13 protein-coding genes and 1 pseudogene are annotated in these 15,139 nt (G+C 75.4%); 10 read left to right on the top strand and 4 right to left on the bottom strand.

Translation table 11 applies throughout. The features are described 5' to 3' along the window. Positions 1-151: 151 nt before the first annotated feature. On the bottom strand, positions 152-2,233 hold the full coding sequence (locus ABRQ22_RS17560; protein ID WP_353707667.1) for an AarF/UbiB family protein: 2,082 nt from the start codon (positions 2,231-2,233) through the stop codon (positions 152-154). A gap of 119 nt (positions 2,234-2,352) precedes the next feature. Between ABRQ22_RS17560 and ABRQ22_RS17555 the strand changes: the two genes are divergently transcribed. Then, positions 2,353-2,685, top strand: a complete 333-nt coding sequence (locus tag ABRQ22_RS17555; RefSeq protein WP_253055346.1) for a cupin — start codon at positions 2,353-2,355, stop codon at positions 2,683-2,685. Positions 2,686-2,775: 90 nt separating this feature from the next. Here the strand turns inward: ABRQ22_RS17555 and ABRQ22_RS17550 are convergent, their stop codons facing one another. After that, positions 2,776-3,276 (bottom strand): hypothetical protein, encoded by a 501-nt coding sequence (locus tag ABRQ22_RS17550; RefSeq protein ID WP_353707666.1) that lies wholly within the window; start codon positions 3,274-3,276, stop codon positions 2,776-2,778. A gap of 114 nt (positions 3,277-3,390) precedes the next feature. On the opposite strand from ABRQ22_RS17550, the gene ABRQ22_RS17545 reads away from it, so the two are divergent. From ABRQ22_RS17545 to ABRQ22_RS17515, 7 genes and pseudogenes are all read left to right on the top strand, one after another. Then, a complete protein-coding gene (locus ABRQ22_RS17545; protein WP_353707665.1) occupies positions 3,391-4,449 on the top strand; it encodes a LacI family DNA-binding transcriptional regulator in 1,059 nt (352 codons plus the stop codon). A 98-nt stretch (positions 4,450-4,547) separates the two neighbouring features. Further along, complete coding sequence (locus tag ABRQ22_RS17540) at positions 4,548-5,714, top strand: Gfo/Idh/MocA family oxidoreductase (RefSeq protein WP_353707664.1); 1,167 nt, start codon at positions 4,548-4,550, stop codon at positions 5,712-5,714. Then, positions 5,711-6,915: pseudogene (locus ABRQ22_RS17535) on the top strand (DUF993 family protein). The gene ABRQ22_RS17540 and the pseudogene ABRQ22_RS17535 overlap by 4 nt, the downstream one beginning before the upstream one ends. Positions 6,916-7,209: 294 nt before the next feature. After that, a complete protein-coding gene (locus ABRQ22_RS17530) occupies positions 7,210-9,447 on the top strand; it encodes a heavy metal translocating P-type ATPase (RefSeq protein ID WP_353707663.1) in 2,238 nt (745 codons plus the stop codon). A gap of 98 nt (positions 9,448-9,545) precedes the next feature. Then, positions 9,546-10,010: a hypothetical protein gene (locus ABRQ22_RS17525; protein ID WP_353707662.1), complete on the top strand. Its 465-nt coding sequence runs from the start codon at positions 9,546-9,548 to the stop codon at positions 10,008-10,010. A gap of 65 nt (positions 10,011-10,075) precedes the next feature. Continuing rightward, positions 10,076-10,675 (top strand): DUF305 domain-containing protein, encoded by a 600-nt coding sequence (locus ABRQ22_RS17520; RefSeq protein ID WP_353707661.1) that lies wholly within the window; start codon positions 10,076-10,078, stop codon positions 10,673-10,675. Between the two features lie 98 nt (positions 10,676-10,773). After that, positions 10,774-11,370 (top strand): alpha/beta family hydrolase, encoded by a 597-nt coding sequence (locus ABRQ22_RS17515; protein WP_353707660.1) that lies wholly within the window; start codon positions 10,774-10,776, stop codon positions 11,368-11,370. Between the two features lie 17 nt (positions 11,371-11,387). Here ABRQ22_RS17515 and ABRQ22_RS17510 read toward each other — a convergent pair whose 3' ends face one another. Then, entirely contained in the window at positions 11,388-11,924 is a 537-nt protein-coding gene (locus tag ABRQ22_RS17510) for an rRNA adenine N(6)-methyltransferase family protein (protein WP_353707659.1), read from the bottom strand. 155 nt (positions 11,925-12,079) lie between these two features. On the opposite strand from ABRQ22_RS17510, the gene ABRQ22_RS17505 reads away from it, so the two are divergent. Together ABRQ22_RS17505 and ABRQ22_RS17500 are read left to right on the top strand one after the other, a co-directional pair. Continuing rightward, positions 12,080-12,829, top strand: coding sequence for a hypothetical protein (locus ABRQ22_RS17505; protein ID WP_353707658.1), 750 nt, complete (start codon positions 12,080-12,082; stop codon positions 12,827-12,829). A 448-nt stretch (positions 12,830-13,277) separates the two neighbouring features. After that, on the top strand, positions 13,278-14,516 hold the full coding sequence (locus tag ABRQ22_RS17500) for a tyrosine-type recombinase/integrase (protein ID WP_353707657.1): 1,239 nt from the start codon (positions 13,278-13,280) through the stop codon (positions 14,514-14,516). On the opposite strand, the gene ABRQ22_RS17495 is transcribed toward ABRQ22_RS17500, so the two are convergent. Next, positions 14,513-14,923, bottom strand: a complete 411-nt coding sequence (locus ABRQ22_RS17495; RefSeq protein ID WP_353707656.1) for an ImmA/IrrE family metallo-endopeptidase — start codon at positions 14,921-14,923, stop codon at positions 14,513-14,515. The genes ABRQ22_RS17500 and ABRQ22_RS17495 overlap by 4 nt on opposite strands. Between the last annotated feature and the right edge of the window lie 216 nt (positions 14,924-15,139).

Below are 15,139 nucleotides of genomic sequence, written 5' to 3'. Positions count from 1 at the left end.
GCGAGACCCCGCGCCGGATACCCCGGACGCCGGGTGAAAACACAACGCCGCGGTGCACGGGGCGTCCGACGCCGGGAGTGAGGTCCCCGCCGGCCAGGACGATGCCGAGCGAGCCGCACGGACCGGCAGCCGCGACGGGCGTCCCGCCAGGTCAGCGCGTCGAGCCGCCTCCCGGTCCCGTCCCGCGGAAGGCGAACACCAGGACACGGACCGCCAGCACGGTCCCGACGAACCCGAGCGCCGCGCCGAGGACGGCGAAGAGGCGCAGGCCCTCGACGAGCTGGGGGCCGGAGTCCGCGGAGACCAGCACGACCGCCGCCACGACGGCCGCGGCGGCGATGACGGTGGACACGACCTGCTGCACGAGGCCGGTGACGAACGCGCGGTCGTCGGGGTGGGCGAAGGAGCGGACGTTGACGGTGAGCCGCCCGGCCTCGACGTCGCTCGTGATCTTGGCGAGCCGGCGCGGGAGCCGTTCGAGCTCGGGCGCGAGGCCGAGGAAGAGGCTCGTCGCGCGCTCGCGCAGGCCCTCCGGCGTGACGACGCGCCGCACGAGCGGCTGCGCGGTCGCGCGGGCCCCGGCGACGAGGTCGAACCCGGGGTCGATGAGACGCAGCGTCCCTTCGAGCGAGGTGAACGTGCGGAACGCGGCGGCGACCTGCGAGGGGACGGCGAGCCCGGCGTCGGTCACGAGCCGGAAGAGCGCGGTGAACATCGCGCCGCTCGCGCCCGCGCCGCGGAACCGCACGATCACCTGCCCGACGGCGCGCTCCAGGCGGCGCACGTCGAGGTCCGCCGGCGCGTCGAGCAGCTCGAGCAGCGCGTCGGTCGCGGCGACGGCGTCGTCGGCGTCGACCGCGAGCAGCACGGCCGCGAGCGCGAGGCGCTCGGGCTCGCCGAGGCGTCCGACGGAGCCCATGTCGAGGAGGCCGAGGCGACCGTCGTCGGTGACGAGCACGTTGCCGGGGTGCAGGTCGGCGTGGAACGTGCCCGCGACGAGCACCTGCTCGAGCGTCGCGGTGAGGAGCCGGGAGGCGAGGTCGGAGCGCACGGCGTCGTCCAGGCCCGCGAGCACGTCCGCGGCGCGGCCGACGGGAGCACCGTCGAGCCGCTCCATGACGAGCAGCGTCGTCCCCGAGAGCTCGGGGTAGACCTCCGGGACGCGGACGCGCGGACCCACCGCCGCGTCGCCACCGTCTCCGTCGCCGTCTGGACGCCGCTCCCCCACCGCATCCCGCGCGAGCGCCGCGCGCAGCGCGAGCGTGTTCTCCAGCTCGACGGTGTAGTCGAGCTCCTCGCGCAGCGACGCCGCGAACCCGTCCGCGAGGTCGACGACGCCGAGCGACCGCCCCCACGCGGTGTCGCGCTCGATGCGGCGCGCGAGGCGGCCGAGGATCGCCAGGTCCGTCTCGACCTGCGCCCGTGCTCCGGGCCGCTGGACCTTGACCACGACCTCCCGCCCGTCGGGCAGCCGGGCCGCGTGCACCTGCCCGACCGAGGCCGACGCGAGCGGCTCGGGCGAGAACTCGGCGAACGCCTCGTCGATCGGGCACCCGAGCGCTCCCGTGACGGCTGCCTCGACCTGCGGCCACGGCGCGGGCGGGACCTCGCTCTGGAGGGTCGCGAGCGCGTCGGCGAACGTGGCGGGGAGCAGGTCGCGGCGCGTCGAGAGGACCTGGCCGAACTTCACGAACGTCACGCCCGCGTCGCTCAGGGCGTCGCGGAGCGCGGCCGCCTGGCGGCGCTGGTCGGTGCGCGAGAGCCGCGACCCGTCGGGCTGCCGCGCGCCGCGCGTGAGCGCCCCGCCGAGGCCGTGCCGGACGCCGATCGCGAGGATCTGCGCGTACCGGCGGGTCTCGCGACGCCCCTGGCGCAGGCCGCGCAGCGCGCGCCACGGGCCGGGCACCGACCCGGTCGGCACCAGCAGCTCAAGCACGAGCAGCACGCACAGCCCGAGCACGAACGCCCAGGCGAACGCGAGGACGATCGCCACGAGCGCGACGCCGGGCGCGACGGTGAGCGTCCCGTCCGGGCGCGACCAGCCGACGTCGAGCAGGCCGTTGGTGAGCACCCACGACGTGACGGTGAGCATCGCGAGCGCCACCACGGCGGAGCGGATCCAGCCGACCGCGGCCCCCATGACGCGCCGCGCCGTCGCCGCGAGGAGGACGAGCATGACCACCGTGGAGACGACGCCGACGAGACCGATGAAGAATCCGGAGACGACCTGCATGACCGTCACTCTTCCCGACGGTGCCGCGGATCACCACCACACCCCCCGGCGCGCCACCGGGACGCGCACCGCGGCGCCCGGCGCGGCATGATGGAGCTCCCCGACAGGTCGGAGCCCCGATGACGAACGTCGACCTTCTCACCGACGCCCACCTCACCCACGCCCGGACCTCCCCGAACGGGCGCAGCGCCGAGGTCGTGCTGCACGACGGCCCCCTGCGTCAGACGATCCTCGCGCTGCGCGCGGGCGTCGAGCTCGGCGAGCACAACTCGCCGCCCGCGGCGTCGATCCAGGTGCTGCGCGGCCGGGTCCGCGTCACCGCGCTCGGCGAGGGCGACGTCGAGCTGGGCACCGGCGAGCTGCGCGTCCTCACGCACGAGCGCCACGCGGTGGGCGCGCTCGAGGACTCGGCGTTCCTCCTCACGACGGTGACGAGCATCCCGGACGCCTGAGCGACGACGCGCGACCTCCGTCGCGCCGCACCCGGGTTCTCGCGTCACCGGTGCTCGGCCGTGCCCGGCGACCCCGGGTTCGGCGGGTCGTCAGCGCCGGACCGCCAGTGCCGCGAGGGTGAGCGCGACGGCGTCCTCCGCGACGGCGCCCGGCCAGTCGGGACGCGACCCGACGGCGAGGCGTCGCCACGCCGCGCCGCCCCACGTCCCGGCGGCGGCCCCCGCCGCGCCGGCGACCGCGGCGGCGACGACGCCCGCGGGACCCGTGCGGCGTCGGGCCAGCAGGACTCCGCCCAGCGCCCCGCTCGCGAGGCGGAACACCGGTCCGGGAGGGTCGAGGCGGCTCGGCGTCCGCGGAAGCTTGTCGCCGACCAGCTCGCCCGCGACTCCGGCAGCGGCCGTGCCGCGCACGAGCACCCCGAGAGCAGCCGGGCCGCCGCCCGACCCGCGAGCCCGACCCCCGACCCAGCCGCCGAGCACCGGCGCCGCGACGCCGAGGCTGCTGCGCGACCCCGCGGCGACGCCGAGCGCGAGCGCCCGGGCGAGGAGCGTCGTCGTGCCGGGTGCGGGTGCTGCGCCATGAGACGTCATCGGGTCCTCCTGCGGCTCGTCGGCCGTGCGGCTCGGTGGGCGGTCCTCCCGAACGTAGCCGCTCCGGGCGCGGCCCACCCGGGCTGCGGGAGCGGTCCCGCTAGCCTGGGTTCCGTGCCCGGACCCACCCTGAGCGAGGTCGCGCGCGACGCCGGCGTCTCCCTCGCGACCGCCTCCCGCGCGATCAACGGGAGCGCGAACCGCACGGTGCGCCCCGACCTGCGGGAGCGGGTGCTCGCGTCGGCCCGCCGGCTGGGCTACTCGCCGGACCCGAGCGCGCAGGCCATGGCGCGCGGCCGCACGACGAGCGTGGGCCTCGTGGTGCACGACATCGCGGACCCGTACTTCTCGTCCCTCGCGGCGGGCGTCGCCGACGCGGCCGACCGCGACGGGCTCATCGTCACGCTGACGAGCACACGGCACTCGCCCGAGCGGGAGCGCGCGTTCGTCGAGCTCATGGACCGCCAGCGCGCCCGGGCCGTGGTGCTCGGCGGCGGGCGGCTCACCGAGGACGCCGACGGTGCGCTGCGAGGCGCGCTCGAGCGCTACCGCGCGTCGGGGGGCGGGGTCTCGCTCGTGGGCCAGCCGCTCGGCGACCTCCCCGCGGTGGAGATCGCCAACGCCGACGGCGCCGCGGACCTCGCGCGCGCCCTGCACGGCCTGGGCTACCGCGCGTTCGGCGTGCTCGCGGGGCCGGGGGGCCACCGCACCGCGGTCGACCGGGCGCGTGGCTTCACCGAGGCGCTGGCCGCCCTCGGCTCGCCCGTCGCCGCGGACGCGGTCGTCGAGTGCGCGTTCACGCGCGACGGCGGCCACGGCGGGATGAGCGAGCTGCTCGACCGCCTGGGGAAGGGTCTGCGCGGCAGGGGCACCCCGCCCGTCGCCGTCTTCGCGGTGAACGACGTCATGGCGGTGGGGGCGATGGCCGCGGCCCGCGAGGCGGGCCTGCGCGTCCCCGAGGACGTCGCCGTGGCGGGCTTCGACGACATCGTGACCCTGCGCGACGTCACGCCGGCGCTCACGACGGTCCGCATCCCGCTCGCCGAGGTCGGGGAGCAGGCGCTCGCGCTCGCGCTCGCGCCCTCGCTCGCCCCGTCCGACGACGCTGCCACGCCGCAGCGGGTCGTGGTCCGGGGCGAGGTCGTGCTCCGGGAGTCCACGCCTCCGCTCTGACGCACCCCTGTTGACGCGGGAAAACGGCTCCCCTACGCTCGCGGAAAGCGCATTCCGCCCGCCGCCCTGCCGGGGGCCCGACCGACGACGGAGTCTCGATGACCACCACCCGAACCCTGCGGATCGCGATGAATGGCGTGACCGGCCGCATGGGGTACCGCCAGCACCTCGTCCGCTCGATCCTGCCGATCCGCGAGCAGGGCGGCGTCGAGCTCTCCGACGGCACGCGCCTCCAGGTCGAGCCGGTCCTCGTCGGGCGCAACGAGACCAAGCTCCGCGAGCTCGCCGCGCAGCACGACGTCGAGCACTGGACCACCGACCTCGCCGGCGTGATCGTCGACCCGGCGACCGACGTCGTCTTCGACGCCTCGATGACGGCTCTGCGCGCCAAGACGCTCACCATGGCGATGCAGGCGGGCAAGCACGTCTACACCGAGAAGCCGACGGCCGAGACGCTCGCCGAGGCGGTCGACCTCGCGCGGCTGCGCGAGGAGACCGGGGTGACCGCCGGCGTCGTGCACGACAAGCTGTACCTGCCCGGCCTGGTGAAGCTCCGCCGCCTCGTCGACGAGGGCTTCTTCGGCCGCATCCTGTCCCTGCGCGGCGAGTTCGGCTACTGGGTGTTCGAGGGCGACCACCAGGCCGCGCAGCGCCCCTCGTGGAACTACCGCGCCGAGGACGGCGGGGGCATGACGACCGACATGTTCTGCCACTGGAACTACGTGCTCGAGGGCGTCCTCGGGTCGGTGCGGACGGTCACCGCGCAGACCACGACCCACATCCCCACGCGCTGGGACGAGCAGGGCAGGGAGTACGCCGCGACCGCCGACGACGCCGCGTACGGGATCTTCGAGGTCGAGACGCCGGGCGGGGACCCGGTCGTCGCGCAGATCAACTCGTCGTGGGCCGTGCGCGTCTACCGCGACGAGCTCGTCGAGTTCCAGGTCGACGGCACGCACGGCTCCGCCGTCGCCGGCCTGCGCCGGTGCGTCGCGCAGCAGCGCGCCCACACCCCCAAGCCCGTCTGGAACCCGGACCTCCCCGTCACCGAGCCGTTCCGCGACCAGTGGCTCGAGGTCCCCGCGAACGCCGACCTCGACAACGGCTTCAAGGCCCAGTGGGAGGAGTTCCTGCGCGACGTCGCCGCCGGCCGGCCGCACCGCTACGACCTGCTCTCCGCCGCGCGCGGCGTCCAGCTCGCCGAGCTCGGGCTCCGCTCGTCCGCCGAGGGCCGCCGCCTCGACGTGCCGGAGATCGTGCTGTGACCGCGCCGACGACCGAGGCCCCCGGCGCGCGCGAGCTGCGCGAGCGGGACGGCAGCGGCGCCGTCGTACGCCTGCCCCGCTTCGCCGACGACGGCCGCGTGGCCGGGACCGAGGTGCGCGAGCTGCTCGTGCCCGGCCCGTGGACGACGCCCCGCCGTCGTCGACTGGGACACGACGCTCGCCTACCGGCACCGGCTCTGGGAGCACGGGCTGGGCGTCGCCGACGCGATGGACACCGCCCAGCGCGGCATGGGCCTCGACTGGGCCGCGACCCGGGAGCTCGTGCGCCGGTCGGCGGCCGAGGCGCGCGCCGTGGGCGGTCGCGTCGCGTGCGGCGCGGGCACCGACCAGCTCGACCCGGCCGTCGTCGCGGGCTGGGAGCGGGGCGACCCCGCCGCGCTCGCCGCGGTCGCCGACGCGTACCGCGAGCAGGTTGCACGTGGTCCAGGACGCGGGCGCCCAGGTGGTCGTCATGGCGTCGCGCGCGCTCGCCCGCGTCGCCCGCTCCCCCGAGGAGTACGCGCGCGTCTACGACGCCGTGCTCGCCGAGGCCGACGCGCCCGTGATCCTGCACTGGCTCGGGACGATGTTCGACCCCGCGCTCGCCGGGTACTGGGGCACGGGCGACGACGTCGCCGCGGCCACCGACGTGTTCGTCGACCTGGTCCGCGCCCACCAGGGTCGCGTCGACGGCGTGAAGGTGTCGCTGCTCGACGCCTCGCACGAGAAGGGCCTGCGCGCCCGCCTCGCCGCGCTCGACCCCGCCGCAGGAGGCGCCGTGCGCCTCTACACGGGCGACGACTTCCACTACCCGGAGCTCGTGGTCGGCGACGGCCGGGCGCACTCCGACGCGCTGCTCGGCATCTTCGCGGCGATCTACCCCGCCGCGTCGACGGCGCTCGGCGCGCTCGACGCCGGCCACCCCGACCGCGCGCACGCGATCCTCGCGTCGACGGAGGCGCTGGGGCGCCACGTGTTCGCCGCGCCGACGCACTACTACAAGACAGGGATCGCGTTCCTGTCGTGGCTCAACGGCACGCAGCCCGCGTTCCAGATGGTCGGCGGCCTGCAGTCGGGGCGCTCCGTCGCGCACCTCGTCGCGCTCGTCCGGCTCGCCGACCGCGCCGGGCTGCTGCTCGACCCGGACCTCGCCGCACGCCGGACGCGCGCGTTCCTCGAGGCGCACGGGGCGGCGGCGTGACCACCGTGGCGTGCGGCTCGCTCCCGACGCACGCCGCGCCGTCGCGACCGTGGCCGACCGCTCCGCCCACCACGCCCTGCCGCACCTGACGGCTCCCGACCGGCACCCGACGAAACACCGGGCCCGCTCAGGCCCGCCCTCTCGCAGCCCGTGCGCCGCTCGGCTCTCCCGCCGAGCGGCGCACGGGCTGTCCTGCGTCGGCCCACGACACCCCCGAGGGGTTGACGAATCGGACATGGCGGGGCATGATCGTGGGCAGAGCATACCCCCTAGGGGTATCTGGGAGGAGGAACGGTGGACCACCGTACGGAGCATGACCACGGGCACGGACCCGGTCCGGGCACCGACGACGCGCACCAGGGGGCGCACGCCCACCACGACGCCCACGCACCCGCCGCGCACGCGCCGGCCCACGCGCACGCGGAGCACGACCGCGCGGGCCACGCCGAGCACGACGCGCACGCCGGGCACGACATGCCTGGCCACGGTGGCCACGGCGACCACGTCGGGCAGTTCCGGCGCCTGTTCTGGGTCATGCTCGTCCTCGCGGTGCCGACCGTCGCGCTGAGCCCGATGTTCGCGATGCTGCTCGGCTACGACCTCCCCGACGCCGCGTGGCTGCCCTGGGTCTCGCCCGTGCTCGGCACGGTCATCTTCTTCTGGGGCGGACGGCCGTTCCTCACGGGCGCGGTGAGCGAGCTCCGCGGTCGCAAGCCCGGGATGATGACGCTCATCTCGCTCGCGATCACGGTCGCGTTCGTGTCCTCGCTCGGGGCGAGCCTCGGGCTGCTCGCGCACGAGCTCGACGTGTGGTGGGAGCTCGCGCTCCTCGTCGTCATCATGCTGCTCGGCCACTGGCTCGAGATGCGCTCGCTCGCCCAGACGGCGTCGGCGCTCGACTCGCTCGCGGCGCTCCTCCCGGACGAGGCGGAGCGGGTCGCCGAGGACGGGAGCGTGACGACGGTCGCGCCGACGGACCTGCGCGTGGGCGACCTCGTCGTCGTCCGCCCGGGCGGGCGCGTCCCCGCGGACGGCGAGGTCGCGTCCGGGTCGGCGGACGTCGACGAGTCGATGATCACCGGGGAGTCGCGGCCCGTGCGTCGTGCCGTCGGGGACGCCGTCGTCGCCGGGACCGTCGCGACGGACGACGCGCTGCGCGTGCGGATCACGGCCGTGGGCGAGGACACCGCGCTCGCGGGCATCCAGCGGCTCGTCGCCGACGCCCAGGCGTCCTCGACCAAGACCCAGCGCCTCGCCGACCGCGCCGCCGGCTGGCTGTTCTGGTACGCGCTCGGCGCGGCAGCCCTGACGATCGGCCTGTGGCTCGTCTTCGGCACGCCCGAGCAGGCGCTGATCCGCGCGATCACCGTGCTCGTCATCGCGTGCCCCCACGCCCTGGGCCTCGCGATCCCGCTCGTCGTCTCGCTCTCGACCGAGCGCGCCGCGAAGGCCGGCGTCCTGGTGAAGGACCGCCTCGCGCTGGAGCGCATGCGCACCGTGGACACGGTCCTGTTCGACAAGACCGGGACGCTGACGGCGGGCGAGCCCGTCGTCGCGCACCTCGCGACCGCGGGCGGCACGACCGAGGACGAGCTCCTCGCGCTCGCCGCCGCGGCCGAGGCCGACAGCCAGCACCCGCTCGCGCGGGCGATCGTCGACCGTGCGTCCGAGCGGGAGATCGACGTCCCGCAGGCGACCGACTTCCGGTCGCTCACCGCGGTCGGCGTCGAGGCGACCGTCCCGACCGCCGAGGGTGCGCGCCGCGTCGCGGTCGGCGGCCCCGCGCTCCTGCGCGAGCGCGGGCTCGACCCCCTGCCCGACGCCGAAGCCTGGGCGCACGACGGCGCGACCGTCCTGCACGTGGTGGCCTCGCCCGCCACGGCCCGTCCGGACACGAGTGCTCACGAGGGCCACGGGCACGCGGCGGGCGAGGTCGTGGGCGCGTTCGCCCTCGCGGACGCGATCCGTCCCGAGTCGCGCGAGGCCGTCGACGCCCTGCACCGGCGCGGCATCAAGGTCGTCATGATCACGGGCGACGCCGAGCCCGTCGCCCGCGCGGTCGGGCGCGAGCTGGGCATCGACCAGGTGTTCGCGGGCGTGCGCCCCGAGGACAAGGACGCGAAGGTCGCGGAGCTCCAGCACGACGGCCGCGTCGTCGCGATGGTCGGCGACGGCGTCAACGACGCCCCGGCGCTCGCGCAGGCGGACGTCGGCATCGCGATCGGCGCGGGCACGGACGTCGCCATCGCGTCGGCCGGGGTGATCCTCGCGAGTTCCGACCCGCGCGCGGTCCTGTCGATCATCGAGCTGTCGCACGCGTCCTACCGCAAGATGCAGCAGAACCTGTGGTGGGCCGCGGGCTACAACATCGCGGCCGTGCCGCTCGCCGCGGGCGTGCTCGCGCCGGTCGGGTTCGTCATGCCGATGGCCGTGGGCGCGATCCTCATGTCCGCCTCGACGGTCATCGTGGCGCTCAACGCGCAGCTCCTGCGCCGCATCGACCTCGACCCGGCGCGGCTCGCCTCCCGGTGACCTCCACGTCGAACACGAGGCTGCTGTCGTTCTCGCCGCGAGAACGACGGCAACCTCGCGCTCGCGGACGAGCAGGGTCGTGGTCGGCGGTCGTGCTCGTGGGACTGCTGGCGGCCGCGGTGCTGTGGATGCACGTCCTCGCGGGGAGCAGCACGCACCACGGCGTCGCGCTGCCCGACGTCGGACCCGCGCACGGCGGTCCGGTCGCCCTCGACGGTCCGACGGCGTCGGGCGGCACCTTCGCCCGGGACGGCGAGTCCCCGCACGCCGCCACCACGCTCGGCCTGGACGCCGGCACGGCTGCCTCCGGGCTCGGCCGGGACGACGCCACGCCAGCCTCCGGGCCAGGTCCGGCCCTCTCGGCGGGAGCCGACGCGCACGGCGGCACGGGGCCGCTGTGCCTCATGGTGCTCGTCGCGCTGGTGACGCTGGCCGCGCGAGCCGCGCTGCGCCGTCGGACGCCGTGGCACCCGACGCGCGGTGCCGCGCCCGTGCTCGACGTGCGCGCCGCGCTCCCGGACCGCCCGCCCGACCTCCGTGCGCTGGGGATCAGCAGGACGTAGGCCGACGCCGGGCCCGTCCTGGGCGCCCACGTGCGCCCGCTGCACCCCACGAACGGAGATCGACCATGACACGCACCGCCCGCACGACCCTCGCCGCGCTCGCGCTCGGCACCACGCTCGCCCTGACGGGCTGCTCCGACGCCGGCACCGGAGACGCCGGCGAGCAGCCCGCGGGCACGCCCACGAGCACCGCGCCCGCGAGCGCCACGACGGCGTCCGCCGCCGACGTGATGTTCGCGCAGATGATGATCCCGCACCACGAGCAGGCCGTGGAGATGTCCGCGATCGTGCTCGCAAAGGACGGCGTCGACGAGCGCGTGGTCGCCCTCGCCGAGCAGATCGAGGCCGCGCAGGCCCCGGAGGTCGAGCAGATGACCGCGATGCTCGACCGCTGGGGCGCCGACCCGTCCGGCGGCGACCACGCCGGGCACATGGGCGGCATGCTCGACGACGACGCGCTCGCCGCGCTCGAGGCCGCGCCCGCCGAGGAGGCCCAGCGCCTCTTCCTGGAGGGCATGGTCGAGCACCACGAGGGTGCCGTCGCCATGGCGCAGGACGTCCTCGCCGAGGGCGAGGACCCCGAGGTGCTGGCGCTCGCGGAGGAGATCGTCGCGGCGCAGCAGGAGGAGATCGACGCGATGCGCTCGCTGCTCGCCGAGCTCTGACCCGCCGAGCACGACGTGGGTGTCGTTGTGGACGCCGTCGCGACACCCACGTCGTGCTCGACCGCGAGGAACGTCGTGCTCGCTGCGAGACTGGGCGGGTGACCACGCCGACCCCCGACCGGCCCGTCGCCGGCGTCCTGCTCACGCCGGGCGCCGGCGCGAGCCGCGACCACCGCGCGCTCGTCGCGATCGACGACGCGCTCGCCGCGCTCGACCCGCCCGTGCCGGTGCGGCGCGTCGACTTCCCCTACCGGACCGCGGGCAAGCGGATGCCCGACCGGCCGCCCGTCGCGATCGCCCACGTGCGCGCGGAGGCCGAGGCGTTCGCCGCCGAGCTCGGCACGACGACGGACCGCCTCGTGCTCGGCGGCCGCTCGTACGGCGGGCGCATGTGCTCGATGGCCGTCGCCGAGGGCCTGCCCGCGGCCGGGCTCGCGCTCGTCAGCTACCCCCTGCACCCGCCGGGCAAGCCCGAGCGCCTGCGCACCGAGCACTTCCCCGACCTGCGCGTGCCCGTGCTTCTCGTGTCGGGGCGCACGGACCCGTTCGCGACGCCCGACGAGCTCGCCGAGCACACCGCCGCGATCCCCGGCCCGGTCACGCGCGTCGAGCTCCCGGGCGCGCACGACCTCAAGGGCCAGGACGCCGCGGTGTGCGACGCGCTCGTCGCGTGGCTCGCGACGCTCGGTCGCTGAGCTCGACGCGAGAACCCTCAGCGCCGCCGGACGCGGAGCACCGCCGCGTCGACGCGCGGCGGCGGCCGGAACGCCGAGCGCGGCACGGACCGCGCGACCTCGACGGCCCAGCGCCGTGCGGCGCGCCCCGCCGTGCCCTCGCCCGCAGCGATGCGCCGCGCGGCCTGCCGCTGCACGACGACGTCCGCCGCGACGAGCGCGGATCCCCGCGCGAGCACGCGAGCGAGCAGCGGCGACGTCAGCCCGAACGGCGGGTTCGCGACGACGCGGAACGGGCGTCGCGGCAGGCGCAGGTCGGCGAGGTCGACCTCCAGGACCGTCACGTCCGCACCGGCGAAGCGCTCGCGCAGGGTATGGGCGCGGCGCGGGTGCAGCTCGACGGCGAGGACTCGCGCGCCCGCGGCCACGAGGTGCCGCGTGAGCGCCCCGTCCCCGGCCCCGAGATCGAGGACGAGCTGACCGGGACGCACCCCGGCGTCGTCGACCACGCGCGCGGCGTGCTCAGCGGTGAGCGGGTGCCATCCCCACTCGCGTCGCGAGGCCGGCCCGGCCACGACGCACCATCGTCATGAAGAACATGACGGCCACGCTAGGACGGCGCGAGCGTCGAGGTCGAGCGATTTGTCCGGGCCCGAAACCGCGCTTTCCGACGGCGCACCCGGACTGCGTACGATGTGCCGCGGACCACGCCCGAGCCGACCCGGAGGTGATGATGCGCGCCGCTGGCCGACTGCTCGCGCTCGCGACCCTGGGGGTCGTCACGGCGGCGCTCGCGGCGGCGCCGGCGGTGGCCGCCGATCGCGACGGCGGCGGAGGGCTCACCGTCACCGTCGACACCGTGTCGTTCGACGCGAGCCGGCTGCACGAGGGGCCGGGGTGGCTCGGGTACGTCGTGACCTCTCCCGACGGGTCGCACGCGCGCCACCTCGGAGACGGCTACTCCCGGGAGGACGCCGCCGACGGCGTGCTGGAGCTCGACGTCCCGCGGCGAGGACAGTACAGCGACGGGTACTGCATCAGCTGGGTCATGGTGACGGGCATCGACCAGCAGTTCGCGGAGTGGAACGGCGACGCCGCCGTCTGCACGACCACCGCCACGCCCGCGCCGACGACGCCGCCCCCCGCTCCCGTGACCGAGGCGCCCGTCGAGGCGCCTCCGGCGGTCGAGGCCCCCGCGCCGGTCGTCGAGGCGCCCGTCGGGACGGCGGACGCGCCCGAGCCGGAGGTGACCGAGGAGCCGACGCAGGAGCCGACGACCGAGGCGCCCGTCGAGCCCTCTCCCGAGCCCACGACGGCCCGGCCGGAGCCGTCACGCACGCCGCTCACGTCAGCCGCGGAGCGCATGGCGCCTCCCCCGCCCGCGGAGGAGGCGTTCCCCACGCTCGCCGTGGTCGGCGTCGGCGGGCTCGTCGCCGCGGCGGCGGGCGGCGCGATCCTGCTGCTGCGCCGCGTCGGCTGAGCGCTCAGCGCGTGCGCGGCGCGGCGCTCCTGGACGCGCGGCGCTGCCACCGCACCGGCTCGTCGACGTCCCCCGCCGTGTCGTCCGGGTCCGACGGGTCGTGCGCCGCGACGGCGGGCAGCCGCCCGGGTGCACGCGGGAGCCACGCCGCGTGGCACGCATCGCCAAGGCCGCCGCGTCACGGGTCCGGCGAGTCTTCAGCGACCAACACGCTGCTCATCGCCTCGGGCACCCTCGCCCGGACATGACTGAGGCCCGGAATCGTTGAGATTCCGGGCCTCGTCGGAGCCGCCTAAGGGAATCGAACCCTTGACCTATTCATTACGAGTGAATCGGTTGATATGCTGGACACAGGGCAGAACGCCTCTCACCTGCGGGTTTGCTCCGTACGCGGTCTTATGCAGCCGCCAACTATGGCTCCCCGCTTGGCTCCCCTAAGGTGGCACCCATGGCACGACGAGCGCACGGGACCGGCAGCGTCTACTTCGACGCCTCGAAGGGCAGGTGGGTCGGCACCTACGAGGCCGGGTACACGCAGCGCGGGACGCGACGGCGACGGAAGATCACCGCAACCACCGAGCGGGGAGCCCGGCAGAAACTCTTGGCAGCCATCCGAGCAGCCGAGGAAGCCGAAGCGCCGACGATGGACGGCAAGCCCACCGTGAAGCGATGGTCGGACACCTGGCTCGAGAACACCTCTGGAACCCTGCGGCCGACCACATGGAACGCCAACCGGACGGCGATCACCCGGTGGGTCGTCCCCGCCATCGGGCACCGTCGCCTCGACCAGCTCACCCCCGCCGACGTGCGCACGTTCCACCGGGCCATGGAGACCAAAGGGCTCGCGCAGTCGTCCCAAGCGCGCTACCACGCCGCACTGTCCTCCATGCTCACCGCGGCCGTCGAGGAGGGCTACAACGTCCCCGAACGGGCGCGCATGGTCGCTGCCCCCAGCGTCGGCACCAACGACCGAGATGCACTCCCCCTCCCCGACGCACTCGCCATCCTTGAGGTGGCCTCGAAGCGCCCCGACGCGTCTCGTTGGGCCGCCGCCATGCTCCAGGGCATGCGCCCCGCCGAGACGCTCGGCCTCACGTGGGACATGGTCGATCTGGACAGCGACGAGCCGACGCTCACGCTCGCGTGGCAGCTCAAGCCTCTGCCGTACAAGGTGGCCCGTGACCGCTCCTCCGGCTTCCGCGTCCCCCGCGGGTTCGAGGCGCGCCAGGTCGACGGTGCGCTCCACCTCGTGCGGCCCAAGACCAAGTCCGGATGGCGCGTCATCCCCCTCGTGCCGTGGATGGTCTCCTCGCTGCAAGCCTGGCGCGAGATCGCACCCGCCAACCGCCACGGCATCGTCTGGCCGCAGGCCGACGGCCGACCGCGACGCGACCCCGACGACCGAGCCGCCTGGTACGAGATCACCGACGCCGCGCAGGTCGCCGTGACCGAGCCATCGCCCCGCGAGACCGGGCCGGAGATCATTGGGCGGCGCCCGGACCTGTACGAGGCCCGCCACACCGCGGCCACGCTCCTGCGCGTCGGAAACGTCGACGACGCCACCATCACCGCGATCCTCGGCCACGCGAGCATCCTCAGCACCAAGGCGTACCTGCACACCGACACGACGCGCACGCGCGCGGCACTGGACGGCGTTGCGGGTCGGCTCGGCCTGACGGGGGGCTAGGCGCCGTCCTCGCGCGACAGGAGCGCATCCGCGAGTTGCTGAGCCTCGTCGGGGCTGAGGTTGTCGAGCCGGTCGCGCAGCACGTCGACCGTGACCCAGCACTCGTCAGCGACCTCCTCGAGGCTCATGGACCACCGCCAGGCGTCGATGAGCCGCTCCACCGTGATGAGACGCCGCGCAGCCTCCGCGTTGACGCGCGCCTCTTCGGCCGGCGCGCACTCTGCTTCGTGCCCCATCTCGAGGTGCACGAGCTCGTGCGCGAGGGTGCAGCGCCGTTCGACCTGGTACTGGCGCGGGTCGAGGTGGATGGTGTCGCGCCCGTTGCTCGCGCCGAGGCGTCGGCGCATGGGGGTCCACAGCAGCGTCACGTGCTGCAACGACCTCAACGTCCGCCACGGGTGGTACATGGTTCGGGACCATAGTGGGTGGCTCGTGGTAGGCGCCAGTCGAACACGCGTTCGAACAGAGTTGTGAAGGTTTGCCGAACTCTGCTGCCGGAGGTTCGAGCGCATGGTTGACTTGTCACAACACGAAGCCCGCAGGTGGGGCTGCCGAGACTAGCCGGAACCGGGCAACCGGATCCCTCCATCCAAGAGGTGGTTGTGGCCCTCGGAGTCCCTCCT

It is taken from the genome of Cellulosimicrobium sp. ES-005, from assembly GCF_040448685.1.
Classification (GTDB): Bacteria; Actinomycetota; Actinomycetes; order Actinomycetales; family Cellulomonadaceae; genus Cellulosimicrobium; species Cellulosimicrobium cellulans_G.
This window is presented reverse-complemented; position numbering and strand designations above follow the sequence as displayed.

What these genes read in the sequence shown, in the direction of transcription:
- ABRQ22_RS17500 (WP_353707657.1), top strand. Translation starts at nt 13,278, where the DNA reads ATGGCACGACGAGCGCACGGGACCGGCAGCGTCTACTTCGACGCCTCG.
- ABRQ22_RS17555 (WP_253055346.1), top strand. Translation starts at nt 2,353, where the DNA reads ATGACGAACGTCGACCTTCTCACCGACGCCCACCTCACCCACGCCCGG.
- ABRQ22_RS17495 (WP_353707656.1), bottom strand. Translation starts at nt 14,923, where the DNA reads ATGTACCACCCGTGGCGGACGTTGAGGTCGTTGCAGCACGTGACGCTG.
- ABRQ22_RS17505 (WP_353707658.1), top strand. Translation starts at nt 12,080, where the DNA reads ATGATGCGCGCCGCTGGCCGACTGCTCGCGCTCGCGACCCTGGGGGTC.
- ABRQ22_RS17540 (WP_353707664.1), top strand. Translation starts at nt 4,548, where the DNA reads ATGACCACCACCCGAACCCTGCGGATCGCGATGAATGGCGTGACCGGC.
- ABRQ22_RS17560 (WP_353707667.1), bottom strand. Translation starts at nt 2,233, where the DNA reads ATGCAGGTCGTCTCCGGATTCTTCATCGGTCTCGTCGGCGTCGTCTCC.
- ABRQ22_RS17550 (WP_353707666.1), bottom strand. Translation starts at nt 3,276, where the DNA reads ATGACGTCTCATGGCGCAGCACCCGCACCCGGCACGACGACGCTCCTC.
- ABRQ22_RS17520 (WP_353707661.1), top strand. Translation starts at nt 10,076, where the DNA reads ATGACACGCACCGCCCGCACGACCCTCGCCGCGCTCGCGCTCGGCACC.